Origin of the sequence: Azospirillum sp. TSH20, from assembly GCF_003115935.1 — a bacterium.
Classification (GTDB): Bacteria; Pseudomonadota; Alphaproteobacteria; order Azospirillales; family Azospirillaceae; genus Azospirillum.
Genome location: NZ_LGQU01000067.1, coordinates 1 through 23,124 on the forward strand (window position 1 = coordinate 1; position 23,124 = coordinate 23,124).

16 protein-coding genes and 4 pseudogenes are annotated in these 23,124 nt (G+C 66.5%); 10 read left to right on the plus strand and 10 right to left on the minus strand.

Annotated elements, in window-relative coordinates:
- Positions 1 to 681 (minus strand): annotated as a pseudogene (locus TSH20_RS18765) (IS6 family transposase); the annotation flags it as partial.
- 219 nt (positions 682 to 900) lie between these two features.
- The gene (locus tag TSH20_RS18770) at positions 901 to 1,779 is read right to left on the minus strand and encodes a MurR/RpiR family transcriptional regulator (protein WP_109076141.1); all 879 of its coding nucleotides are present in this window, start codon (positions 1,777 to 1,779) and stop codon (positions 901 to 903) included.
- Between the two features lie 175 nt (positions 1,780 to 1,954).
- Here TSH20_RS18770 and TSH20_RS18775 point away from each other — a divergent pair, with 175 nt between their 5' ends.
- The 10 genes and pseudogenes from TSH20_RS18775 (at position 1,955) to TSH20_RS18820 (ending at position 14,531) form a co-directional block, all read left to right on the plus strand.
- Positions 1,955 to 2,998, plus strand: coding sequence for an ABC transporter substrate-binding protein (locus tag TSH20_RS18775; protein WP_158282018.1), 1,044 nt, complete (start codon positions 1,955 to 1,957; stop codon positions 2,996 to 2,998).
- An 87-nt stretch (positions 2,999 to 3,085) separates the two neighbouring features.
- Entirely contained in the window at positions 3,086 to 4,465 is a 1,380-nt protein-coding gene (locus tag TSH20_RS18780; protein ID WP_109076143.1) for an amidase, read from the plus strand.
- A 93-nt stretch (positions 4,466 to 4,558) separates the two neighbouring features.
- Positions 4,559 to 5,686, plus strand: a complete 1,128-nt coding sequence (locus TSH20_RS18785) for an ABC transporter ATP-binding protein (protein WP_109076144.1) — start codon at positions 4,559 to 4,561, stop codon at positions 5,684 to 5,686.
- Positions 5,687 to 5,697: 11 nt separating this feature from the next.
- Positions 5,698 to 6,579 carry an ABC transporter permease gene (locus TSH20_RS18790; RefSeq protein ID WP_109076145.1) on the plus strand — a complete coding sequence of 294 codons (882 nt, stop codon included), beginning with the start codon at positions 5,698 to 5,700 and terminating at the stop codon, positions 6,577 to 6,579.
- The gene (locus tag TSH20_RS18795) at positions 6,576 to 7,430 is read left to right on the plus strand and encodes an ABC transporter permease (protein WP_109076146.1); all 855 of its coding nucleotides are present in this window, start codon (positions 6,576 to 6,578) and stop codon (positions 7,428 to 7,430) included. The genes TSH20_RS18790 and TSH20_RS18795 overlap by 4 nt, the downstream gene beginning before the upstream one ends.
- A gap of 10 nt (positions 7,431 to 7,440) precedes the next feature.
- Complete coding sequence (locus tag TSH20_RS18800; protein ID WP_109076147.1) at positions 7,441 to 8,985, plus strand: D-aminoacylase; 1,545 nt, start codon at positions 7,441 to 7,443, stop codon at positions 8,983 to 8,985.
- A gap of 18 nt (positions 8,986 to 9,003) precedes the next feature.
- Positions 9,004 to 10,665 (plus strand): methyl-accepting chemotaxis protein, encoded by a 1,662-nt coding sequence (locus TSH20_RS18805; RefSeq protein WP_109076148.1) that lies wholly within the window; start codon positions 9,004 to 9,006, stop codon positions 10,663 to 10,665.
- Between the two features lie 33 nt (positions 10,666 to 10,698).
- Positions 10,699 to 11,988: a D-amino acid dehydrogenase gene (locus tag TSH20_RS18810; protein ID WP_109076149.1), complete on the plus strand. Its 1,290-nt coding sequence runs from the start codon at positions 10,699 to 10,701 to the stop codon at positions 11,986 to 11,988.
- 99 nt (positions 11,989 to 12,087) lie between these two features.
- Positions 12,088 to 12,999, plus strand: coding sequence for an ornithine cyclodeaminase family protein (locus TSH20_RS18815; RefSeq protein WP_199232055.1), 912 nt, complete (start codon positions 12,088 to 12,090; stop codon positions 12,997 to 12,999).
- A 244-nt stretch (positions 13,000 to 13,243) separates the two neighbouring features.
- Positions 13,244 to 14,531: pseudogene (locus TSH20_RS18820) on the plus strand (IS701 family transposase).
- A gap of 34 nt (positions 14,532 to 14,565) precedes the next feature.
- Here TSH20_RS18820 and TSH20_RS18825 read toward each other — a convergent pair.
- The 8 genes and pseudogenes from TSH20_RS18825 to TSH20_RS18855 form a co-directional block, all read right to left on the minus strand.
- Positions 14,566 to 15,500, minus strand: a pseudogene (locus TSH20_RS18825) (IS630 family transposase); the annotation flags it as partial.
- A 152-nt stretch (positions 15,501 to 15,652) separates the two neighbouring features.
- A pseudogene (locus TSH20_RS35715) lies at positions 15,653 to 15,760 on the minus strand (IS6 family transposase); the annotation flags it as partial.
- A gap of 125 nt (positions 15,761 to 15,885) precedes the next feature.
- The gene (locus TSH20_RS18830; RefSeq protein WP_247871491.1) at positions 15,886 to 17,289 is read right to left on the minus strand and encodes a D-aminoacylase; all 1,404 of its coding nucleotides are present in this window, start codon (positions 17,287 to 17,289) and stop codon (positions 15,886 to 15,888) included.
- A gap of 191 nt (positions 17,290 to 17,480) precedes the next feature.
- Positions 17,481 to 18,491: an oligopeptide/dipeptide ABC transporter ATP-binding protein gene (locus TSH20_RS18835; protein WP_109076152.1), complete on the minus strand. Its 1,011-nt coding sequence runs from the start codon at positions 18,489 to 18,491 to the stop codon at positions 17,481 to 17,483.
- Positions 18,488 to 19,552 (minus strand): ABC transporter ATP-binding protein, encoded by a 1,065-nt coding sequence (locus tag TSH20_RS18840; protein ID WP_109076153.1) that lies wholly within the window; start codon positions 19,550 to 19,552, stop codon positions 18,488 to 18,490. Before TSH20_RS18840 ends, TSH20_RS18835 begins: the two co-directional genes overlap by 4 nt.
- Before the next feature lie 9 nt (positions 19,553 to 19,561).
- Positions 19,562 to 20,455 (minus strand): ABC transporter permease, encoded by an 894-nt coding sequence (locus TSH20_RS18845; RefSeq protein ID WP_109076154.1) that lies wholly within the window; start codon positions 20,453 to 20,455, stop codon positions 19,562 to 19,564.
- A 52-nt stretch (positions 20,456 to 20,507) separates the two neighbouring features.
- Complete coding sequence (locus tag TSH20_RS18850; RefSeq protein ID WP_109076155.1) at positions 20,508 to 21,443, minus strand: ABC transporter permease; 936 nt, start codon at positions 21,441 to 21,443, stop codon at positions 20,508 to 20,510.
- 57 nt (positions 21,444 to 21,500) lie between these two features.
- Entirely contained in the window at positions 21,501 to 23,114 is a 1,614-nt protein-coding gene (locus tag TSH20_RS18855) for an ABC transporter substrate-binding protein (protein WP_109076156.1), read from the minus strand.
- Between the last annotated feature and the right edge of the window lie 10 nt (positions 23,115 to 23,124).

Here is a 23,124-nt window from a genome sequence, read left to right on the forward strand (position 1 = left end):
CGCGGCCCGCCAGTGGGCCACGGCCTGTGCTCGGAAGTTGCGCAGGGTGCGGCGGGAGACCAGGTGACGCTGGAGGTTGAAGGTGTTGTAGACGGCGGCATGAAGAGAGACGAAGCGCTGGGCCGAGCCTGGGGATTTGAACCGTTGCATCTTGCGCTCTCGTCGCCGCACCGGCTGGTGTGAGACCTCGCCCCGGTTGTTCGTTCGCCGCCCTTGTTCATGGTGGGCGGTCAGACCGAGTTGGCGGAAGGCAGCCCCGCAGGACCGGAGCTTGTCGGTGGTCACCTGGGTGGGGGCGAAGCCATACTTCTTCAGCAGCTTGCGCATCAACTTCAAAGCCGCAGCCTTGTCGCGTCGGCGCTGGACGGGCACCTCCAACACCTCGCCTTCGTCATCGACGGTCCGCCACAAGTACATGAGCCGGCCGCTGACCCTGATCACCATCTCGTCCAGATGCCAGCGCGGGCTGGGTTTCGGCCGCAGGTGCCGCAAGTTGCCAGCAATGGCCGGCCCGAACTTCACGACCCAGCGGCGCACGGTTTCGTAAGACATATCGATGCCGCGTTGAGCCAGCAGTTCCTCGACGTCCCGGTAGCTCAAAGTGAACCGCAGATACAGCTAGATCGCATGCTGGATGATCGCGGGCGGGAACTGATGGCGGGCAAATGAGAACGGTGACATTCGGTGAGAATACCGTCACAGCCACCGGGCCATCGTCTTTGGTGTGACAATGCCGTTTGGGTGGCTGAGCCGCTACCGGTGATTGAACACCGTCGTCGAGCGGACGAAGGAGCACCTCGTCGCGTTCATCGAGATCGCCTTCATCTCGATCCTCTCACGCCGCCTGAAGCGGCTCGTCACCCAGGCACCCCCACATGACGTCCACGAACAGCCACTGAATCAGTGCTCTTCAGGCTGGTTGCTCTTGGTCGCGAACGTCTCAAAGCGAGACCAGAGCCGTTCCGCTTCCTTCAAGCGGTCGGCGATTTGAGTTTTGCGGAGTGCAGCCACGACGTTGCTCAGAGCGTTGGCCGCGAACATCAGAGCCGCATAGGAATCGAACAACGAGGCCCCTTCGACTGGGCAGTGGATGCCGAAACTGGCCATCGCGGCTATCGGCGACGTTTCACTGTCGCCGAGCAGCAGCACCTGGGCCGAGCGCTCACTGAAGGTTTGCGCCACATAAAGCGATGAACGGGCATAGCGTCGGGGATCGACGACCAGCAGACTGTCGTCAGGGCCAACCTGCAGCAAGCGGTCCGCAAGCAGCGACTGCTCGGACGTCAGCATCACCACCCGGTCCAGACAAAGGTTGAGTTGGGCGTACAGGTAGAAGGCGACGGCATGCGCCTTCTTTTCCCCGTAGACGTAGAGCGTTCCCTTCGACTGTACGAGAATCTCGGCCATGCCGATGATCCGGCTCGGCTGCATCCCGGCACTGGCCGCCTGAATGTTGCGCAGATCGCGCTCCAAGGTCTGAGCGACCAAGTCCGTCATGGACTCCGCGTTGGACCCCTTCGAACCCAAGCGGCCGAGCGGAGAACTCAGGCGCTGTTCGATCTGTTCGCGAACTTCCCGCTGCACGTCGGCAAAGCTGTCGTAGCCCAGCTTCGTGAAAAACCGCGTCGCGGTCGCCGCACTGACATCGCACTTCTGCGCAATCTGGGCGGCCGGTTCGTAGGCCAGACCGGCGTAGTTCATCGCGACGTAGCGGGCGAGCGTCTGCTCGCTTTCCGTCAGGTCGGCACGGCGCAGGCCGATCCGTTCCAGCAGGTTCATTACTTGGTCTTCCCGGCAGCGTGTCGTGCAAATTTCATAAATGGATGCCTATGAAAAACACATTGCGACCACTCATGCAACGATGTAAGGTATCTTTCATAAAACCTTTCCAACGAAATGCACAGCCCCACAAACTGTGCGTTGGCCACTCATAAGGGAGGACATCTTGCTTTCATTGCGGACCCTCACCCTCCTGTCCGCGTCGCTGGCGGTCGCGCTGGGCAGTGCGGCTCCATCACGTGCGCAAGAGAAGGAATTGGTCGTCGTCGCGACGGGCGGCGCGTTCGAGCAGGCGCTGCGCAAGAATTTCTATGAGCCCTTCACGGAAAAGACCGGTGTCCGCATCCGTCCGGTGGCTGCCAGCAACGCGGAAACCTGGACCAAGGTGAAGGCCATGCGCGAGGCGAACGCCATCGGCTGGGACATCGTCACGGCCTGGCCGGAGGATCTGGTCGCGCAGGCCGACAGCTTGGCCAAGCTTGACTGCTCCAGGCTCACGAACCTCTCCCAGGCGGTTGACGGTGCCTGCACCGAACGTGGCCTGCTGCGCACCATGGGCGGCGTCAGCATCGTGTACGACGCCAAGCGATTCCCTCAAGGCGGGCCGCAGACTTGGGCCGATTTCTGGGATGTCAAACGCTTCCCCGGACCGCGCGCGATGCCCAACGCCGGGGCGCCCTGGTGGCCGCTCATGGCGGCATTGATGGCCGACGGGGTGCCGCGGGACAAGCTTTTCCCGCTCGACCTCGATCGTGCGTTCAAGAAACTCGACGAGCTGCGTCCATCGATCGCCGTATGGTGGCGCACCGGCGACCAGAGCATGCAGCTGCTCCGCTCCAACGAGGTCGTCATGGCCATGATGTGGTCGGGCAGCGGCTTCGTCCTCAAGGACCAGGGGCTGCCCATCTCCGTCGTCTGGAACGACGCCGTGCCGAACATCGGCTATTGGGCGATGCTCAAGGGTGGAGCTAACCAGGACAAGGCCTACGCCTTTCTCGACTATTACCTGACCCGGCCGGAAGCCCACCTCACCTTCGCGAACGCATTCAAATACGACACCTCGAACCGCAACATGCTGGCGCTTCTCAGCCCCGAGGACCGTGCAGCGCGTGGCTCGGCGCCGGAAAACATGGCGAAGATGGCCGTGATCGACCCTGCATGGATCGCCGCCAATCGCGCCGCGGTTATCGAACGGTGGAATCGGTGGCTCAGTAGGTGACGCTCCCGACCGCCGCCCGAGCCTGAAACGCGAGCCTGAAACGATGGCGCCGATCGAAACGGCGCATCAATCCTGGATTCATCGACCATGGACGCTTGCAACCCGAATGGGTCCGGCCTGACCCTGTCCCAACTGTCGACGGCACTGGCCGAGGGCCATCTGTCCTCCGAAGCCATCGTCTCCGGCTGTCTTGATCGCATTCGCCGGGACGATCCGACGTTGAACGCCTTCGTCGCCTTGGCCGACGACGCTTTGTCGCTGGCCCGGGAAAGCGATGCCCGCCGCCGCAGCGGGCTGGCGCGCGGTTCGCTCGACGGGATTCCGCTGGCGGTCAAGGACCTGTTCGACGTGGCCGGCCTGCCGACGCGCGGCGGGTCGAACGCGCGACCGCCGACCCCGGCGCCCGCGTCCTCCTGCTCGGTGAAGCGGCTGCAGGATGCCGGGATGATCGTTCTTGGCAAGACCGCGACGGTCGAGCTGGGCTGCGGCGGCTGGGGGACCCAGAGCGCGTCCCCGATCCCCCGCAACCCCTGGAACGTCGGAGAGCACTGCGTTCCCGGCGGGTCGAGCAGCGGGTCCGCGGTCGCCGTCGCCGCCGGCTTGGCGCCGATCGCCCTCGGTTCCGACACCGGAGGGTCGGTGCGCATTCCCGCCGGCTTCTGCGGCATCGTCGGATTCAAGCCATCTCCGGGGCTGGTGCCGCTCGACGGGGTGATCCCCTACAGCCCGACGCACGACGTCGTCGGGTTGCTTGGCCAGACCGTCGAGGACGTGCGGACGGTGTTCACGGAACTGTTGAAGGGCGGCGGGACAGCGGGCGGGATGTCACAGGGCTCCGTTACCCCGCTGCGGATCGGCGATCTCGAGGACGTCGAACTGGACACGGTGACGCCGGAGATCCAGGCGCTCTACCGGGCGGCGCTGGTCAGGCTGGCGCATGCCGGACACCGGGTCGGACGGTTCCACAGTCCGGAACGCCTCGAAACCTACTCGGCGCTGGCTGGCCACCTCGCGCTCTACGAAGCCTACGCCATCCATGGGGCGGCGATCGAGGCGACGCCGGAGCTGTTCGGGCCGGTCGTCCGCAACCGCATCCTGAGCGGTCGCGCCATGCCGCCGCACGAAGCGATGATTGCGGAGCGGCGGCAGCACCAGCGGCGGTTCGACGCCGCGATGTGCGGGTTCGACCTTATCGCGCTTCCAACCTGCCCCGACGGCGCGATCCCCGTATCCGCGGTGGACGAGGACCACGTGCCGACTGTCTTCACCCGGTTCGCCAATTATCTCGACCTCCCGGCGCTGTCCATCCCGATCGGCTTCACCGCCCGAGGCATGCCGGTGGGCCTGCAGTTCGCCGCACGGCGCCATGACGACACGATGCTGCTGTCGTTCGCGGCTGAGGCGGAGCGCACCATCGACAGCCCGGTTCCAAGGCAGCGCGCGACGCTGTGCCGCGTCGCGGCGTGATGCACGGCATTCCGGGATATTCCCCCCAACGCCGCACCCAGAACCCCGCCCCGCCGCCATGCAGCGGTGGGTGTCTCCTGAGAGGAGAGCTCCATGACCACAGCCCACTCCATCCACGAGGACTATTCCGCCTTGCAGCCCATTCGCGGCGGAACGGTGTCGATGGACAGCATCATCAAACACTACGGCAGCTTCACGGCGGTGGACGGCGTCAACCTCTCCGTCGGTCGGGGTGAGTTCGTGGCGCTGCTCGGCCCCAGCGGGTCGGGAAAGACGACGCTGCTGATGATGATCGCCGGCTTCGAACACCCGGACAGCGGCGCCGTATGCATCGACGGCGTCGACGTGTCACGCATGCCGGCGCACCGCCGCGACGTCGGCATGGTGTTTCAGAAGTACGCGCTGTTCCCGCACATGACCATTCTCGACAATGTGGCGTTCCCGTTGCGCATGCGCGGCGTCACCACCGGGGAGCGCCGGCTCAAGGCGCTGGATGCGCTGCGCGCCGTCGGGCTGGAGGGCATGGAGAAGCGGTTGCCGGCGCAGCTCTCCGGTGGCCAGCAGCAGCGCGTGGCTCTTGCCCGCGCCATCGTCTACCGGCCCCCCGTGCTGCTGATGGACGAGCCGCTGGGGGCGCTCGACAAGAAACTGCGGGAGCGCATGCAGATCGAAATCAAGCACCTTCAGGAGTCTCTGGGCGCCACGGTGATCTACGTTACCCACGATCAGGAGGAGGCGCTGACCATGGCCGACCGCATTGCGGTCATGAACCGGGGCCGGCTGGAGCAGGTCGGCACCCCGGCGGAGCTGTACGAGCGGCCGGCGAACCCCTTCGTCGCCAGCTTCGTCGGCGAGACCAACCTGCTGGATGGCGAGCTTGTGGCCACTGCCGGAAAGGAGTGGACGGTGCGGCTTGCCGGCGGGGCGGTGGTGCGGGGCACGCCGGCCGCCGCCGCCGCCCGTCACGGCACGGCGTCGGGGGCACGGGTGCGTCTGACGGTCCGTCCGGAGCGCATCGCGCTGGCGCCCGCCACCGCCGGCGGGATGGCCGCCACGGTGGCGGACGTGATCTATGCCGGACCGACGCTGATCTACCTGCTGCGCTCCGACGGCCTGCCCGAGATCACCGTGCGCGTCCCGGTGCAGAGCGACGCGATGAAGCCCGTGCGCGGCGAGGCGGTGTCCCTGACCTGGGACCCTGCCAACGCGCTGGTCTATTGAGGGGCGCCGCCATGACCGCATCGCTCAAACGGCTCGCGGCCACGCTGTGGCAAGCCGACGGACGGAGGTTTCCGGCATCGCTCTCCCTGCTGCTGGTCGGCCCGCTGGTGATCGGGCTGTGCGTGGCGTTCATCCTGCCGGTCGGCCGCCTGCTTTCGGTGAGCGTCTGGAACCCGGACTTTACTCTCGCCGAGTTCGTCCACATCGCCGAATCGCCGCTCTACCTGCGCATCCTCGGCCGGACCCTCCTGCTGGGCATCACGGTCACCGCCCTGACGCTGGTGCTGGCCTATCCGGTGGCCTTCCTGATGGCCCGGCTGAGCGGCTGGCGGCTTGCCGTCGCGACCGCCTGCGTCCTGGTGCCGCTGTGGACCAGCGTGCTGGTGCGCAGCTATGCCTGGATCATCATCCTGCAACGCAATGGCCTGCTCAATTCCGTGCTGATGGGCCTGGGGCTGACCGATGCGCCGCTGCCGCTGCTCTACAACGAGCTGTCGGTCACCATCGCCATGACCCATGTGCTGCTGCCCTACATGATCCTGCCGATCTGGGCGGCGCTGCGCACCATCCCGCGCGACCTGCCGCTGGCGGCGCAGAGCCTCGGCGCCAAAGCATCCCGTGTCTTCTTCCTGGTGGTGCTGCCGCTGAGCCTGCCGGGCGTCGCCTCGGGCGTGCTGATGGTCTTCATCCTGTCGCTGGGCTTCTACGTCACGCCGGCGCTGGTCGGGGGACCGGAGACGCTGATGGTCGCCACGCTCATCGGCCAGCAGACCACGGAACTGCTCAACTGGCCCTTCGCCGGTGCGCTTGCAGCCCTTCTGCTCGGCATCACCCTGCTGCTCGTCACGGTGTTCAACCGTTTCCTCGGGCTCGACAAGAAGGCCGCGTCATGACCTCGCACGCGCATTCCGCGCCGGCGGCCACCGCGGCCGCCCAGCGCCAGAATCTCTCGAAACATTTCGGCGACGCGCTGCTCAAGGGCGTCTGCGCCCTGATCTTCCTTTTCCTGCTGCTGCCGACCCTCGTCGTCATTCCGACCTCGTTCAGCGACACCCAGTATCTGGCTTTCCCGCCGGCCCACTGGTCGCTGCGCTGGTACGTAGCGTATTTCCAGGACCCGGAATGGATCGGCGCCACGCTGTTCAGCCTGAAGGTCGCCGGATTGACCACCGTTGCGGCCATGACGTTCGGCACCATGGGCGCACTGGCGCTGGTGCGGGGCAGGGTGCCGTTGAAGGGCGCCGTGCGCGCCGTCGTGCTGGCGCCGATGATCGTGCCGCACATCGTGATCGCCGTCGCCATGTACATGGTCTACATGAAGTGGAACCTGCTGGGCTCGCTGACAGGCTTCGTGCTGGCCCACACGGTGGTCTGTCTGCCCTTCGTTGTCATCACTGTCTCGGCCGGCCTGCAGAAGATGGACCCCAGCCTGGAGATGGCGGCGGCCAGCCTTGGGGCGAACCGGCTGCGCGCCTTCCGGCATGTCACGCTGCCGCTGCTGGGGCCCAGCTTCGCGACCGCCGCGGCCTTCGCCTTCATCACTTCGCTGGACGAGGCGGTGATCTCCTACTTCCTGTCCAGCAGCACCGAAAAGACGCTGACACGCAAGATGTTCGAGGACATCGACTTCGACCTGTCGCCGACCATCGCGGTGGTTTCCACGCTCATCATCGTCATGTCCGTGCTGCTGATGGGCGCTATCGAAGGACTGCGGGCACGGGCGGCGCGCCGGGCCAAGGCATAAGGGACGCATCATGGAAGAGCTCATCACTCCGTCTCTGCCGCAGCCTTGCGGCGGGGACGGAAACGGGGAACCGCGCCCGCTTTACGACGTGGTTCTGCGCAACGGCATGGTGGCCGACGGCAGCGGGCGGCCGGCCTTCACGGCGGATGTCGCCATCGCGGCGGACCGCATCGTCGCGGTCGGTCCGTTGACCGAGGGCAGCGGCGCGCTGGAGCTGGACGTGACCGGACTGGTGGTGGCGCCCGGATTCATCGACGTCCACACCCACGATGACCGGCTGATCCTCATCCAGCCGGAGGCGGAGCCGAAGGTCACGCAGGGCGTGACGACCGTGGTCACCGGCAATTGCGGCGTCAGCCTCGCTCCCGTGATCCTCGATTCCGCGGCCTCCGATGGCATCGTGCCGGCCCCGCTGAACGTGCTGGGCAAGGCGACGGACGACTTCTTCGGCACCTTTCCCGCCTATCTGGCGGCGGTGGAGGGGGCGTCCCCCGCGGTGAACGTGGTGCCGCTGGTCGGGCACATGGGGCTACGCGCGTCGGTCGGCGCCGACCCGGCACGGGCGGCGTCGGAAGGCGAGGTCGCCGCCATGCGGGCGATGCTGGACGAGGCGATGCGGGCGGGGGCCTTCGGCTTCTCCACCGGCCTCGCCTATCCCTTCAGCCGCAACGCACCGATGGAAGAGGTGGTGGCGCTCGCCTCGGTCGCCGGCCGCTACGGTGCGGTCTACACCACCCACATGCGCGACGAAGGGGAGGGGGTGCTGGCGTCGCTCGAGGAATCCTTCGCCACCGCGCGCGCCGCCGGGGTGCGGTTGGTCATTTCCCACCACAAGTGCCTCGGCCTGTCGGTCTGGGGGCGCAGCGTCCTGACGCTGGCGGCCATCGACGCGGCGACCGTTGACAAGGCTGCGGGGGTGTCGAACATCGCCCTCGATGCCTACCCCTACACCGCAAGCTCCACCGTCCTGCTGCCGGAAAAGCTCCAGCGTTCCAGCGAGACCTGGGTGACCTGGTCCACCCCCTTTCCCGAGGCGACCGGCCGGCGGGTCGACGACATCGCCGCTGACTGGGGCTGCACGCCGGAGGAAGCGGCGGAACGCCTGGCACCGGCCGGTGCGATCTACGTCAATATGGACGAAGCTGATGTCCGCCGCATTCTGAAGCACCGGCTCTGCATGATCGGGTCCGACGGCCTGCCGCACGATCAGCACCCGCATCCGCGGCTCTGGGGCACGTTCCCGCGCGTGCTCGGCCATTATTGCCGCGAGACCGGCCTGTTCACCCTGGAAGAGGCGGTCCACCGGATGACCGGGCTGCCGGCGCGGCAGTTCGGCATCGCCGATCGCGGCACCGTCAGCGTCGGCGCCTTTGCCGACCTCTGCGTCTTCGACCCGGCCACGGTGTGCGACTGCGCCGACTTCCGCAACCCCACCAAGCCAGCGGCCGGCATCGTCCACGTCTTCGTCAACGGCCAGCCCGTGCTGCGGGACGGCGGCATCGTCGGCGCGCGTCCCGGACGGGTCATCCGCAATCCCCACACCAGCGCGGCCTGATCCGCGCAGGAGGCGTTCATGAACACAGGTCCGGGCAGGCGCGCCAAAGGCATCGCGACCAAGCTGGTCCTCCTCTTCGGTATGTTCGTGGCGGTGTCATTCGCCGTGGCCGGCGTCAATCTGCGGGGGCTGGAGGCGATCGGCCGCAGCGAGGAGGCCACCGTCCAGGGATATGAAGTGATCGGCCGGCTGCAGCAGATCCTCCAGAACGTCTCCGAGCAGGACATGGCCGTCAGCCTCTATCTGGCGTCCACCAATACAGAGGTTCTGGCCCCCTTCAAGGACACGCTTAAGCGAAGGTTCGACACCCTTGTCGCGGAGACGCAGGCGCTCCGACCGGCCGACCTGCCTCACCGCGCCCGGCTCGAGGCGACCATCGAGGCGGTCAAGCAGTGGCGGGACGCGGTGCAGGGCGACATGCGGATCATGACCGCCACCGACGCGTCGCGCAATGCGATCGAACGCATTCGCCACTCGGTCAGCGAAACCATCGAAGCGGAGCGCACGGCCCTTGCCGCGCAGTCGCAGGCCGCGTCGGAACGCTTCGCCGAGCAGCGCCTGATCATGGCCGTCGGAGCGGCGGCGTCGGTGTTCGGAGCGGTCATCCTCTATGCGTTCGTGGCGCGGATGGTGTCCCGTCCGATGCTGCGCATCGCGCAGGTCATGCAACACCTGTCGGCTGGCGATACAGGCGCTACGGTGCCGCATGCCTCGCGCTCCGACGAGATCGGCACCATGGCGCGGTCCGTCCAGGTGTTCCGCGACGCGCTGCTGGAGCGTGGGCGACTGGAGTCCGAAGCCGCGGCACAGGCCGACCGGGCCGCGGCCGAGCAGCAACGTCTGATGGCCGGCATCTCGAACCGCCTGGAAAGCAGCGTGCACAGCGTGGTGGCGGCGCTCAACGAGCGTGCCGGCCAGCTCCAGCAACGCTTCGGCATCGTTTTCGAGGCAGCCGAATGCTCAAGCCGCGAGGCGGCCAAGGTCGCCTGTCTGGCCGACGAGGCGTCGGTGCGCGTGGATGCCGTGGCCGGCGGTGCCGAGGAGCTGTCGGCATCCATCGCCGACGTGTCCAGCCAGGTCAGCCGCGCCGCCGATGTCGCCCGCGAGGCCACCGCCAAGGCCCATCACACCAACGCGATGGTCGCCGGCCTGGAGGAGGCGGCGGAGCGCATCGGGCGCATCGTCACGCTGATCAGCGAGATCGCCCACCGGACCAACCTGCTGGCCCTGAACGCCACCATCGAAGCGGCCCGGGCCGGCGAGATGGGACGCGGGTTCGCGGTCGTCGCCTCGGAGGTGAAGAGCCTGGCCTCGCAGACGGGCAAGGCGACCGACGAGATCAAGGCGCAGGTCGGCGCAATGCAAAGCGCCACCGGTGCAGCCGTGACCGCCATCCGCGAGATCGCCGACACGATCACCGCCATGCAGGAGATCTCCGCCACAATCGCCACGGCGGTCGAACAGCAGGGTGCAGCCACCGCCGACATTGCCCGCAACGTGCAGGGAGTGGCATCGGGCACACGGGAGGTATCGCACCACATCACTGACGTCAGCGTGGCGGCGGAGACCTCGTCGGCGACGGTTCGTGAGGTGCAGGCGGTCGCCAGCGAGTTCGTGACCGAGGCTGAAAACCTGCACGGAGCGGTGGCCCGGTTCCTGGCGCAGTTGCGCGCCGCGTGAGCGGATGCCGCGCTCCAATTGAAAGATGCACGCATGCACATCATCGTTCTCGGGGCCGGTGTCGCCGGCCTGACCACCGCTTACTGCCTTGCCCAGGACGGCCACCATGTCACGGTCGTCGACCGGGAGCACGGTCCGGCGCGCAGTGCCAGCTACGCCAACGGCGGTCAGCTCAGCTACAGCTACGTCGCACCGCTGGCCGGCCCCGGCGCCTTGCGGGATTTGCCGCTCTGGCTGCTCGACCGCAATTCGCCGCTGCGTTTCCATCCGCGTCTCGATCCGCATCAATGGCGCTGGTGCCTGCAGTTCCTGGCGGCGTGCACCGGCCGGCAGAGCCGCCGCGCCACCGAGCGCCTGCTGACCCTCTCCTTGTACAGCCGCGCGATGCTGGAAGAGTTCGTCGCCGGAACCGAACTGGACTTTTCGCACTCCCGCACGGGCAAGCTGGTAGTCTACTCCAACGAGAAGAGTTTCCAGGGCGCCGTCGCGCAAATGCGCTACCAGGAACGCTTCGGCTGCGTTCAGCACGCCGTTGATGCGGCGGAGTGCCTGACGATCGAGCCGTCCCTGTCCCGCATTCGCGACCGCCTGGTCGGCGGGATTTTCACGCCCAGCGAGCAGGCCGCCGATTGCTATCGGTTCTGCGTCGGGCTGGAAGCGCTGCTGCGTGCGGCGCCTTACACTGTCAAATTCGCCTATGGCCTCGCCGCCAGCAGATTCGTTTGCGATCGGGAACGGGTGTTGGCGCTCGAAACCGACCAGGGCGCGATTGAGGCCGACGCCTATATCCTTGCTCTCGGAACCGGAAGCCGGGCGCTGGCAGGCACGGCGAGGGTCGATCTGCCGATCTACCCGCTGAAAGGATACAGCATTTCGGTGGCGGTACGCGCAGCGGCAACGTCTCCCGCTGTCAGCGTCACGGATTATGCCCGCAAGATCGTCTACGCTCCGCTCGGCGATCGCCTGCGTGTCGCGGGTATGGCCGACATCGTCGGGTACGGACGGGAGATGGATGAACAGCGGCTGGCGCTGCTGATCCGCGAAGCGAAGGCCGCTTTCCCCGACGTTTCCGACTATCGGCAACTCGATCCATGGTGCGGCTTGCGACCGGCAACGCCGACCAGCATGCCAATTCTCGGGCCGACGAAATTGTCCAATCTGCTCTTGAATGTCGGGCACGGCGCCCTCGGCTTTACCTTGGCGATGGGGTCGGCGCGGGTCGTTGGTGATCTGGTGGCCGGCCGTCGCCCGGCCATTTCGCTCCAGGGGTTCACCTTGCCCAGCCTCGCTGGAACCAGCGCCGAACTGGTTCCCGCCTCTTAGCGAGTGATGGGGCGGGTATCCGGGCGGATCGGGCAATTGAACCGACCAATCTGCCAATTTTGCTCAACGGCGGCCATTCGGCCATTTCCGGAGGTTACAGTGTTCATCAGCGATTCAGACGTTCGTAGCGTCCTGACCTTTCCCGATGCCATTGCTGCCATGGCAGACGCTTTCCGCGATCATGGACGCGGCGCCGCCGCCATGCAGGACCGCGTTCGGGTACATGGCGGCGGTGTATCGCTCGGCATGATGGGTGCCATCCTCACCGACGCCGGCGTCACGGGGGCCAAGATCTACCCGACGGTCGACGGCAAGTTCAATTTTATCCTTCCTCTGTTTTCCAACACCGATGGCCGGCTGATCGCCGTCATGGAAGGCAACGCGCTGACTGAATTCCGCACTGCGGCAGTCACGGTGGTGGCTGCCAATGCCTTGGCCCGGCGCGATGCCGAGGTGCTGGCCGTGTTCGGCACAGGCATCCAGGCCCGTGCGCATTTGGAAGCCTTTCTGACCACCCGGACGTTTGGCCTCGTGCATATTGTCGGTCGGGAGGGGGCTGTCGATTGCGCCAGATGGATTCGCGACCGCTTCGGGGTCGATGCGGCGGCGGTCGAGGCGGCTGAGGCCGTGCGTGAGGCTGACATCATCGTCACGGCGACCCGTGCCAAGACCCCACTTTTTTCCGGTAATGTGGTGAAGCGTGGTGCCTTCGTGGCGGCAATCGGATCAAGCAAACCCGACACTCGGGAAATCGATGCGATCCTGCTCGAGCGCGCGGAGCGCATTGTCGTGGAGTGGAAGCCGCAGGCGCGCCGCGAGGCGGGCGATCTGGTGCTCGCCGGCGACGCGGTGGACTGGCAGCGAGTGGAGGAACTGGGCGCCGTGGTCGCCGAACCCAATGCGTGGAGAGGTGATCACGAGCAGATCATCGTCTACAAGTCGGTTGGCGTAGGAATTGAAGATGTGGCGCTTGCCAACCTCGTTGCTCGTCGGCTCAGTATCCCCACATGAGATTGGAGAATTGCCACTGAGACCTTGTTCGTGGCGTGGTGTTTCAATTGGAAGTTATGTGAACGCTTCTTTGAGGAGAGCGGGACTGTTGCAGCAGTCGGACGGACTGGCATGCAGATTGCCGTCAACAGTGCCTGCAACAGCATGCTATAGGCACAACCGGCTCCTGGGGCACTAATACTACAACCCGGATCAATTTGCGGCCCGCTTGTTGAAGGGATCATCCTAACGCTGGGAGGTTGGGATGATGACGGCAGCGGAAGCGGCGAGTTGGGCTCGGGATCTGGATGTGCTGGCTGTCCGGATTGGCCCCCGATTTTGTCGGCCAGAGGCAGGCGAGCGGGCTCGTCGGTATTTGGCGGGCCTTCTGTCTCCCCTGGAGCGCAAGAACGGCTGGCATCTGGCTGAAGCTGCCGGCGATGCCAGCCCCGACAGCGTCCAGGATTTCCTGGCCCGCATGCGCTGGGACGCCGACGCCGTTCGCGACGACTTGCAGACTTATGTCGTTGATCATCTGGGCGATCCCGACGCCGTGCTGGTGCTGGACGAGACCAGTTTCCTGAAGAAGGGCGAGCGTTCGGTCGGCGTGCAGCGTCAATACTCAGGCACCGCTGGGCGCATCGAGAACTGTCAGATCGGCGTCTTCCTTGGCTACGCCGGACGACATGGTTACGCCCTGATATACCGCGCCCTGTATTTGCCGCAGTCCTGGGCCGGCGATGAGGATCGCTGCCGCACGGCCTGGGTGCCGGAGGAGGTGGCCTTTGCCACCAAGCCCAAGCTGGGTCTCACGATGCTGAAGCGCGCGCTGGACGCCGGCGTGCCGTGTGCCTGGGTGGCAGGCGACAGCGTCTACGACACCGACAGCGCCATCCGGCGCGAACTGAAGCGCCGCCGGATCGGGTGCGTGCTGACCGTTACCAGCGGTCAGCGGCTATGGCCGGGTACGGTGAGCGACTGGATCGAAGAAGTGCCCGCGGACGGCTGGAAGCGGCTCAGTGCCGGCGATGGCGCCAAGGGGCCGCGGCTTTACGATTGGGCACACCTGCCGTTCCGTGGTGCCCCGCAGGGCTGGAACAAAGCCCTTCTGATCCGACGCCGTCTGGGGGATGGCGCGTTGACCTTCTACCTGACCCATGCTCCGGAAGGGACCGCGTTGGCCGATCTGGTGCGGGTGGCAGGCGCGCGCTGGACCATCGAGAGCAGCTTCGAGATGGCGCAATGGCGAGGTCGAGCTCGACCAGTACGAGGCGCGCTCCTGGACCGGATGGCACCGCCACATCACCTTGGCCATGCTGGCATTCGCCTTCCTCACCGTCTTGCGCAAGGCGGCCATCGGGGGGAGAGGACCTGGTCGACCCGGCGGCCGACTTGATCCCCCTGACTGTACCGGAATTTCGACGCCTGCTTCTTCACCTTCTGCCTCGGCCGACACTTGGCATCGACGCCGTTATCGATTGGTCACTTTGGTGAAGACGTCATCAACAGCGAGCAAAACAATCGCATTGGAAACGACGTATACAAATCGATAAATGCCGAGTGTAGTATTAGAGCGGATTCCGATTCTTCTGGTTCGTAACCGGCGGCGGTAAAGAAGGCTCGACTGTCGCTTGGCGTCACGTTGTCGATAGCATCCCACAGTTCTGGGAGCGTCCTTGCGGCGGCTTCCCTGAGGCTCGCCTTGATCTTTGAGAAGGCCATCTCGATGGGGTTGAAGTCGGGGCTGTAAGGCGGCAGGAGCTTCAGGACGGCACCTGTCCGCTCGATTGCCGCCCGCACGGCCGGAAGCTTGTGGGCGGGCAAGTTGTCCATCACGACGACGTCTCCGTGGCTCAACGTCGGTCCCAGGACCCGCTCGACATAAGCGAGAAAGGCTGCGCCGCCCATGGCGCCGTCGAGTGTCATCGGGGCGGTGATCCCGGACAACCGAAGGGCGCCCACGAAGGTCGTCGTCTTCCATTGCCCATGAGGAACCGCAGCGCGGCAGCGTTCTCCTCGTAACGCGCGGCCGTACATCCCCGCCATCTTGGTGGAGGTGCCGCATTCATCGATGAACACCAGGCGCTCTGGGTCCAGGTCCGGCTGGACGTCGAACCAAGCCTGACGGCCGGCGGCTATGTCCGCTCGATCCTGTTCGGCAGCGTGCGCCGTCTTTTTTTCCGCGTCACACTGTGACGCTGGAAGAACCGGCACACAACGCTGGGCAGTGGCCGATACCCCACCGCCTCATCCAGACGCTCGGCCACCTCCGCCAAGGTCAGGTCGGGCTTCTCCTCGATCCAGCCAAGGATGAGGTCCCGGTGCTCGTCGATCCGATGTGAGCGGACATTGCCACCGCGTTTGTCCGGGGTCAGGTCTCCGCGCGTTCGCGCACGGACCACCCAGCGGATCGCTGAGGAAACCCCAACCTCGAAGCGTGCCGCGGCTGCCCGGCAAGACGCTCCAGCCGCAACCGCCTCCACCACACGCCGACGAAGATCGACAGACAGGGCTTTCGCCATCCAGACCGGCCTCCTTCAACCAGTCCAAAGCTTGAATCATAAATGACCGCTCGTGGGAATCCCCCGATTCAGATGCCGGTCAATCCGCTCTATCAAGGGCATTGCCGCGATAACTTGGCAGGCGCGCAGCATGCTTCGATTTCCCGCCAGGCTCACGCCGCGACAGCCGCTGCCTGCCAGTCCACTCTGACCTGCGCCCGGAAGGTGTGCAGGGTACGGCGTGAGACCAGGTGGCGTTGGAGGTTGAAGCAGTTGTAGACGGGCGGCCTGCAGAGAAATGAAATCCTGCCGGCACGGATCGAGTGCCGCGTGAAGGACGGCGGCACCGAGGTCATTGCGGAAATCAACGCGTTTACTGGCGAGAAGGAGCAGGTCGTTCAGGAAGTCATCCGCCGGCTTTGCCGATGATACGGCCCACACCGCTGCCGGTGTGGCGGCCGTCGCGCAATGCCATGTGCCCGTTGACAAGCACATGGACGATGCCGGAGGCGGGCTCCGTCGGACGGGTGAAATCGGCGTGGTCACGCACCGTCGCCGGATCGAAAACGCAGAGATCGGCAAAGGCGCCGACGCTGACGGTGCCGCGGTCGGCGATGCCGAAATGGCGGGCCGGCAGGCCGGTCATGCGATGCACCGCCTCCTCAAGAGGGAACAGCCCAATATCCCGGCTATAGTGGCCGAGGACCCGCGGGAACGTGCCCCACAGTCGCGGATGCGGGTGTTGGTCATGCGGCAGCCCGTCCGATCCGATCATGCACAACGGGTGCTTCATGATGCGGCGAACATCGTCCTCGTCCATGTTGACGTAGATGGCGCCGGCCGGGCCGAGCCGTTCCGCCGCCTCTTCAGGCGTGCAGCCCCATGCCGATGCGATGTCCTCGACGCGCCGGCCGGTCGCTTCCGGGTGCGGGGTCGACCACGTCACCCAGGTTTCGCGCGCGGTCTTGAGCTTGCCGGGCAACAGGATGGTCGAGCTGGCCGTATAGGGATAAGCGTCGAATGCGACGTCCCACGACCGCGCCGCCTCGTCGATCGCCGCCAGCGTCTGTGCGCTGCGCCCCCACATCGACATGCCGAGGCACTTGTGATGCGAAATGACCAACCGCACCCCGGCGGCGCGCGCGGTGGCGAACGATTCCTCCAGAGCCGCCAGCATGCCTTCACCCTCGTTGCGCATGTGGGTGGTGTAGATGGCGCCGAATTCTCCGGCCACCGCGGCGAGCGCCGTCACTTCCGCCGTAGACGCGTTGTTGCTGAACGGATAGGCCAGTCCGGTCGAAAAGCCGCAGGCGCCGGTTTCCAGGGCTTCCCTCAGCATGGCCTGCATGCGGACGATCTCGTCGGCCGACGCCGCGCGCGCCGGATCGGCGCCAACCGACGCGCGCAAGGTCATGTGTCCAACCAGCGGCACGACATTCACCGCGGGGGAGGCCTTTCCGACGGCCGTCACGTAGTCGGCGAACGAGGAGAAGAAGTCGCCGGCGCTCTTGCCCAGAAGGTTCAGAGGTCCCGGGATCGGGTCGTTCAGCATGGCCGGTGCGAGACTGGCCCCGCAGTTGCCGGTCACCACGGTCGTGACCCCTTGGGTGATCTTCGGTTTCGCCTGCGGCCGGATGAGCACGAGCCGGTCATCGTGGGTGTGGACGTCGATGAATCCCGGGGCCACCACCAGCCCGGTCACGTCCAACTCCGCCGTGCCGCTTCCCGCCGGCAACCGGCCTACCGCGGCGATACGGTCTGCGGCAATCGCAACGTCCGCCGTGAAGCCCGCCCGGCCGCTGCCGTCCACCACGGTTCCGTTGCGCAGGACCAGATCATAGGCCGGCCGTGACGCCTCCAAACTGTTCATGGGGAAAATCCTTCCGGCCCGACGGCGCCATCTGGAGATGTGTGGAGGTGCGATGGAAAGGAGAATGGCCGTGGTGGCGACATCATGGTGCAGCCTTGATCAGGGGGGTGGAGCGACGGGCGTGGACCGGTCTATGCGGCGAGATGGCATGCCACCCGATGCGACGGGGGGCCGCCCGCGGCGGGCGGGGCCAGCGTCGGCGCGGTCTCCCGGCATTCGGCCCGGGCGAACGGACAGCGGGGATGGAAGCCGCAGCCGCTCGGCGGCTTGAACGGACTCGGGGGGTCGCCGAGCGGCAGCATCCGCTCCGCTTTCGCCCTGGGACGGGGCGACGGCACCGACGACAGCAGCATCCGGGTGTAAGGGTGGGCGGGGATGTTGAACAGCGTGTCACGGTCCGCAATCTCGACGATGCGGCCGAGATACATCACCGCCACCTGGTGGCTGATGTGGCGGACCACCGCCAGATCATGGGCCACGAACAGATAGGCGATGCCGAATTCCGCCTGCAGGTCCATCAGCAGGTTGACCACCTGGGCTTGGACCGAGACGTCGAGCGCCGACACCGGCTCGTCGCAGACGATCAGCTTCGGGTTGAGTGCCAGCGCGCGGGCGATGCCCAGACGCTGGCGCTGTCCGCCGGAGAACTCGGCCGGCAGCTTGCGCATCGTCTCTGGCCGCAGACCGACCCTGGAGAACAGCCAGGCGATGCGTTCCTCCCGTTGCCTGGCCGAGCGCCAAGCCGGGTCGTCGAAGTTGCGTAGCGGCTCGGCGACGATCTCGCCGGCCGGCAGGCGCGGGTTCAGCGAGGCATAGGGATCCTGGAAGACGATCTGCATGTCGCGGCGGCGGCGGCGCATCTCGGTCGGGGACAGCGAGAGCAGATCCTCGCCGTCGAGACGGATCGAGCCACCGCTGGGTTCGATCAGGCGCAGCACCGACTTGCCCGTGGTGGTCTTGCCGCAGCCGGACTCGCCGACCAGGGACAGCGTCTCGCCCCGATCCAGCGCGAAGGACACGCCGTCCACCGCCTTCACGCTCGGGGTAGGCGTCCACGGCGCCCGGCGGCCAAGCACGAAGTGCTTGGTGAGGTTCGTCACGTCCAGGAGAGGCGACGGGGTTGCGATCGATTGCAGGGTCATGCGGATGCTCCAGCCTGGGTTGGAGAGGTCTGGAAGGGGAGGGGGAACGCCGCGGTGGTGCCGCCCACGCGCTCCGCCTCGAAGCAGGCGACGGCATGGCCGTCGCCGACGGCGGTCAGGGGCGGGGGCTCGCGCCGGCATCGCTCCGTGGCAAAGGCGCAGCGCGGGGCGAAGGCGCAGCCGGCGCCGAGATCCTGGGGAGCGGGCACCATGCCAGGAATTTCCGGCAGGCGCGAACCGCCGCCGGCCATGGACGGCATCGATGCCATCAGCGCGCGGGTGTAGGGATGCAGCGGCCGGTCGAACAAATCCTCGACCGGCGCCTCCTCCACCTTGCGGCCGGCATACATCACCACGACGCGGTCGCAGCATTCAGCCACCACCCCGAGATCATGGGTGATCATGATGATCCCCATGCCGAGCCGGGCCTGAAGATCGCGCAGCAGGTCGAGGATCTGTGCTTGGATGGTCACGTCCAGCGCGGTCGTCGGCTCGTCGGCGATCAGCACGTCGGGATGGCAGGCCAGGGCCAGCGCGATCATCACCCGCTGGCGCATCCCGCCCGACATCTGATGCGGGTACTCGGCGGCACGGCGGTTCGGCTCGGCGATCTGGACCAGCCGCAGCATCTCCACCGCGCGGGTCCACGCTTCGCGTCGGCCGAGGCCCTGGTGCAGCATGACCGTCTCGGCGATCTGGCGTCCGACCGTCAGCACCGGGTTCAGCGAGGTCATCGGCTCCTGGAAGATCATCGAAATCCGGTTGCCGCGGATGTCGCGCATCTCGCGTTCCGACAGCGACAGCAGATCGATACCGCGGAAGCGGATGGCGCCTCCGGCGAAGCGGGCCGGCGGCGACGGCAGCAGGCGCAGGATCGACAGGGCGGTCACGCTCTTGCCGCATCCGGACTCGCCGACGATGCCAAGCGTTTCCCCGGCGTTCAGCCGGTAGGAGACGCCGTCCACCGACCGGACGGTGCCGGCCAGCGTGTCGAAGTGGGTGCGCAGTTCGTCGATTTCCAACAGGGGCGGATCGTCCCGCAGGTCGCGTGAGGCGGTCATGGCGGAATCCTAGAGTTGGCGGGCCAGACGGGGATCGAGGGCGTCGCGCAGCCCGTCGCCGATCAGGTTCACCGACAGCACCGTGGCTGCCAGGAACAGACCGGGGAACAGCGCGGCGTGGAAGGCGATGGCGATGAAGTTGCGGGCGTCCGCCATCATGGTGCCCCAGCTCGGGATCTGCGGCGGCAGCCCGACGCCGAGGAAGGACAGCAGCGCCTCGATCAGAATGGCGGTCGCGGCGATGAAGGTCGCCTGTACGATCAGCGGCGTGATCACGTTGGGCAACACATGGCGGACCAGGATCACCGGCAGGGGCGTGCCCAGCGCATGCGCGGCCTCGACATACTGCCGTTCGCGCAGGCTCAGCGCCAGCGAGCGGACCAGACGCACCACCCTCGGCACCTGCGGAACGGTGATAGCCACGACCACGGTGGTCAGGCCGGCGCGCGTCACCGCCATCAGCGCGATGGCGAGCAGGATGTCCGGAATGGCCATCAACCCGTCCATCAGCCGCATCACCGGACCTTCGGCCCAGCGGACGAAGCCGGCCAGCAGGCCGAGCGCCACCCCGACCGAGGTTGCCAGCACCGCGACCAGCAGGCCGACCGACAGGGAGGCGCGGCCACCCCAGACGGTGCGGCTGAACAGGTCGCGGCCCATCGCATCCGTGCCGAAAAGATGCTCCGCCGAGGGCGGCCGGAAACGGGCCAGCGGATTGAGCGCCTGGGGATCATGGCTGGCGATCCAGGGTGCTGCCACCGACAGGGCGGCGACGGTGGACAGCAGAGCGGCGCCAACGATCAGGGTCGGATGTTTGCGCAGCCAGCGGCGCATGCGCGAGCGGATGGTGGGCGTGCGTACCGCGGCACCGGCCGCCGCCGGAGCGAGGGAGACTGTCGTCATGGCAGTGGACCTTTCGTCGGAGCTTTCATTCCGGCCGGCATTCCGGGCGGGTTCAGGCACGGATGCGCGGATCGAACAGGCGATAGCTGAGATCGATCAGCAGATTGATCAGCACATACATTCCTGCCGACAGCAGCAGCACGCTCTGGATCACCGGATAGTCGTGGCGTTGGACGGAATCGATCACCAGTCTCCCGACGCCGGGGATCGCGAACACCGTCTCGCTCACCACCACGCCGCCGATCAGAAAGGCGATGCCGACGCCTACGGTGGTCACGATGGGAATGGCGGCGTTGCGCAGCGCGTGGCCCAGCACCGCGACCACCCCCAACCCCTTGGCGCGGGCGGTCCGGATATAGTCCTCGTGCAGCACGTCGAGCACGGTGGCGCGCGTCATCCTGGTAAGGAGCGCGATGTAGACCAGCGACAGGTTCACGCAGGGCAGGATCAGGTGGCTCAGCCACGGCCAGAAGCCTTTGGCGAGGCTGACATAGCCCTGCACCGGCAACCAGCCGAGCTTGATGGCGAAGCCGTAGATGAACAGGTAGCCGACCAAAAAGACGGGCGTCGAAAAGGCCAGCACGGCGAAGATCATCACCAGCCGGTCGACCCAGCTTCCCGCCTTGTGCGCCGCCAGCACCCCGAGCGGCACCGATACCAGCACGGCAAGCGTCATGGTCAGCAGCGCGATGGAAAGCGTCGGTTCCAGCCGCTGTGCCAGAAGAGAGGCGACCGGCACCCCGGTGAAGATCGAGGTGCCGAGGTCCCCCCCGGCGAGCCGGCCGATCCACAGAAGGAATTGACTCCAGAGCGGCTGGTCGAGGCCGAGCACGCCGCGCAGCCGGGCGATGTCCTCGGCGGTGGCGGTGTCGCCGGCGATCAGAGCGGCCGGATCACCGGATGACAGGTGGATCAGCAGAAAGACGAGGATCGCGACGACCGCCATCACCGGCAACGTGGCGGCGACGCGGCGAAGAACATAGGTCATGACGGTCACTCCACGAGCGCGTTGACGTTCATCGGGCGGGCAGTCACTTGGTGGTGGTCACTGGGTCGCGGGACTCTTGTCCAATACCCACAGCTGGGGTACGTCGCCGGTCAGCCGATCGACGTTCGTCACGTCGTTGCGCACCGCGTAGGGGGAGGCGTACTGGCCAAGCGGGATATAGGGCACCGTCTGGTACGCCTGCTCCTGGAAGGCGTCGAGCCGGGCGCGGCGCTCTTCCGGCTTGTCGGCCCGGATCCACTCCGCCCGCAGCTTGTCCAGCGTCTCGTCGCAGGGCCATCCGGGCATGCTGTTGCCGCAGGCCGAGCCCAGCATGAAGTTGTTGATCGGCGAGTTGACGTCGAAGCTGGCGGCGTAGGTCGCATACGCGCTCCAGCCGCCGGCGCCCGGCGGATCCTTCCTGGCGCGGCGGGCGACCACCGAAGCCCAGTCCATCGACTGTGTCGTGACGTTCATCCCGATATCCTTCAACGTCTGGATGACCATCAGTGCCGCGGCATTCAGCACGGCATAGTCGGTGGGCAGCAGCACCACCACCGGCTCGCCCTTGTAACCGGCTTCGGCCAGCAGCCGTTTGGCGGTGGCGATGTCGGGCTTCTTGTAGGCGTCGGCACCGGCCGAGGTTTCGTTGGGGCCGCCGCAGATGAAGAAGGTCGCGCAATGCTTCATGCGCAGGTCGGGCGGGTAGCCCATGGCGGCCAGGAACTTTTCCTGGTCGATCGCATGCAGCACGGCCTGACGGATTTTCGGGTTGTTGAAGGGGGGATGCAGATGGTTGACGATCATGGAGGCCTGGATGGCGCCGCCCTGCCGGACCTGGATCGTCTTGTCGTCCCGCAGAGGGGCGATGTAGTCAGGCGGCACCAGCTCCAGCATGTCGACTTCGCCCAGGGCCAGCGATGCCGTGGCGCTGTTGGAATCGGGAAGGTAAAGCCATTCGATGCGTTCGATATGTCCGGCGCGGTTGCCGGAAAGGAAGTCCGCCGGCTCGCTCCGCCCGACATAGGCCGGATTGCGCACGAACACCACCTTGCTGCCGGGTACCCATTCATCCCGTTTGAACATGTAGGGGCCGGAGCCGATTGCCTCGTTCGACGGCTCGTCGCCCGACCGGCTGGCGGTGCGTTCCGGCATGATGACCGGAATCATGCCGGATGCCTTGGCAAGGGATTCGAGCACCAGACCGAAGGGCTGGGCAAGCGTCAGGGTGAAGCGGCGCTCGTCCTCCACCCGCCACTGCGCGCCGGCGGCCATCATGGCGCGGCCGTAATTGTCGCGCTTGGACCAGCGTTGCAACGACGCGACGCAGTCGGCGGCGCGGACCGGGGCGCCGTCGTGGAAGGCGAGACCGGGCCGCAGAGTGAAGCTCCAGGTCAGCCCGTCGTCGGAACGGATATAGCTTTCCACCATCTGCGGTTTCGGCACGCCGTGCGAATCCAGGCCGAACAGCGTGTCGAAGACGAGATAGCCGTAGTTCCGCGTCACGTAATTGGTCGTGAACATCGGATCGAGAAACTTCAGGTCCGCCTGCGGCACCATGCGCAGGGTCGTGGGAGTGCCGGCGGCGCCCGCATCCGCAGCGGCGAGCAGCGGCAGGCAGGCGCTGGCGGCGAGGACCGAGCGTCGAACGAGCGATGGCATGGGCAAGGGCATGGGTAAGCTC

What these genes read in the sequence shown, in the direction of transcription:
- TSH20_RS18770 (WP_109076141.1), bottom strand. Translation starts at nt 1,779, where the DNA reads ATGAACCTGCTGGAACGGATCGGCCTGCGCCGTGCCGACCTGACGGAA.
- TSH20_RS18780 (WP_109076143.1), top strand. Translation starts at nt 3,086, where the DNA reads ATGGACGCTTGCAACCCGAATGGGTCCGGCCTGACCCTGTCCCAACTG.
- TSH20_RS18785 (WP_109076144.1), top strand. Translation starts at nt 4,559, where the DNA reads ATGACCACAGCCCACTCCATCCACGAGGACTATTCCGCCTTGCAGCCC.
- TSH20_RS18790 (WP_109076145.1), top strand. Translation starts at nt 5,698, where the DNA reads ATGACCGCATCGCTCAAACGGCTCGCGGCCACGCTGTGGCAAGCCGAC.
- TSH20_RS18795 (WP_109076146.1), top strand. Translation starts at nt 6,576, where the DNA reads ATGACCTCGCACGCGCATTCCGCGCCGGCGGCCACCGCGGCCGCCCAG.
- TSH20_RS18800 (WP_109076147.1), top strand. Translation starts at nt 7,441, where the DNA reads ATGGAAGAGCTCATCACTCCGTCTCTGCCGCAGCCTTGCGGCGGGGAC.
- TSH20_RS18805 (WP_109076148.1), top strand. Translation starts at nt 9,004, where the DNA reads ATGAACACAGGTCCGGGCAGGCGCGCCAAAGGCATCGCGACCAAGCTG.
- TSH20_RS18810 (WP_109076149.1), top strand. Translation starts at nt 10,699, where the DNA reads ATGCACATCATCGTTCTCGGGGCCGGTGTCGCCGGCCTGACCACCGCT.
- TSH20_RS18835 (WP_109076152.1), bottom strand. Translation starts at nt 18,491, where the DNA reads ATGACCCTGCAATCGATCGCAACCCCGTCGCCTCTCCTGGACGTGACG.
- TSH20_RS18840 (WP_109076153.1), bottom strand. Translation starts at nt 19,552, where the DNA reads ATGACCGCCTCACGCGACCTGCGGGACGATCCGCCCCTGTTGGAAATC.
- TSH20_RS18845 (WP_109076154.1), bottom strand. Translation starts at nt 20,455, where the DNA reads ATGACGACAGTCTCCCTCGCTCCGGCGGCGGCCGGTGCCGCGGTACGC.
- TSH20_RS18850 (WP_109076155.1), bottom strand. Translation starts at nt 21,443, where the DNA reads ATGACCTATGTTCTTCGCCGCGTCGCCGCCACGTTGCCGGTGATGGCG.
- TSH20_RS18855 (WP_109076156.1), bottom strand. Translation starts at nt 23,114, where the DNA reads ATGCCCTTGCCCATGCCATCGCTCGTTCGACGCTCGGTCCTCGCCGCC.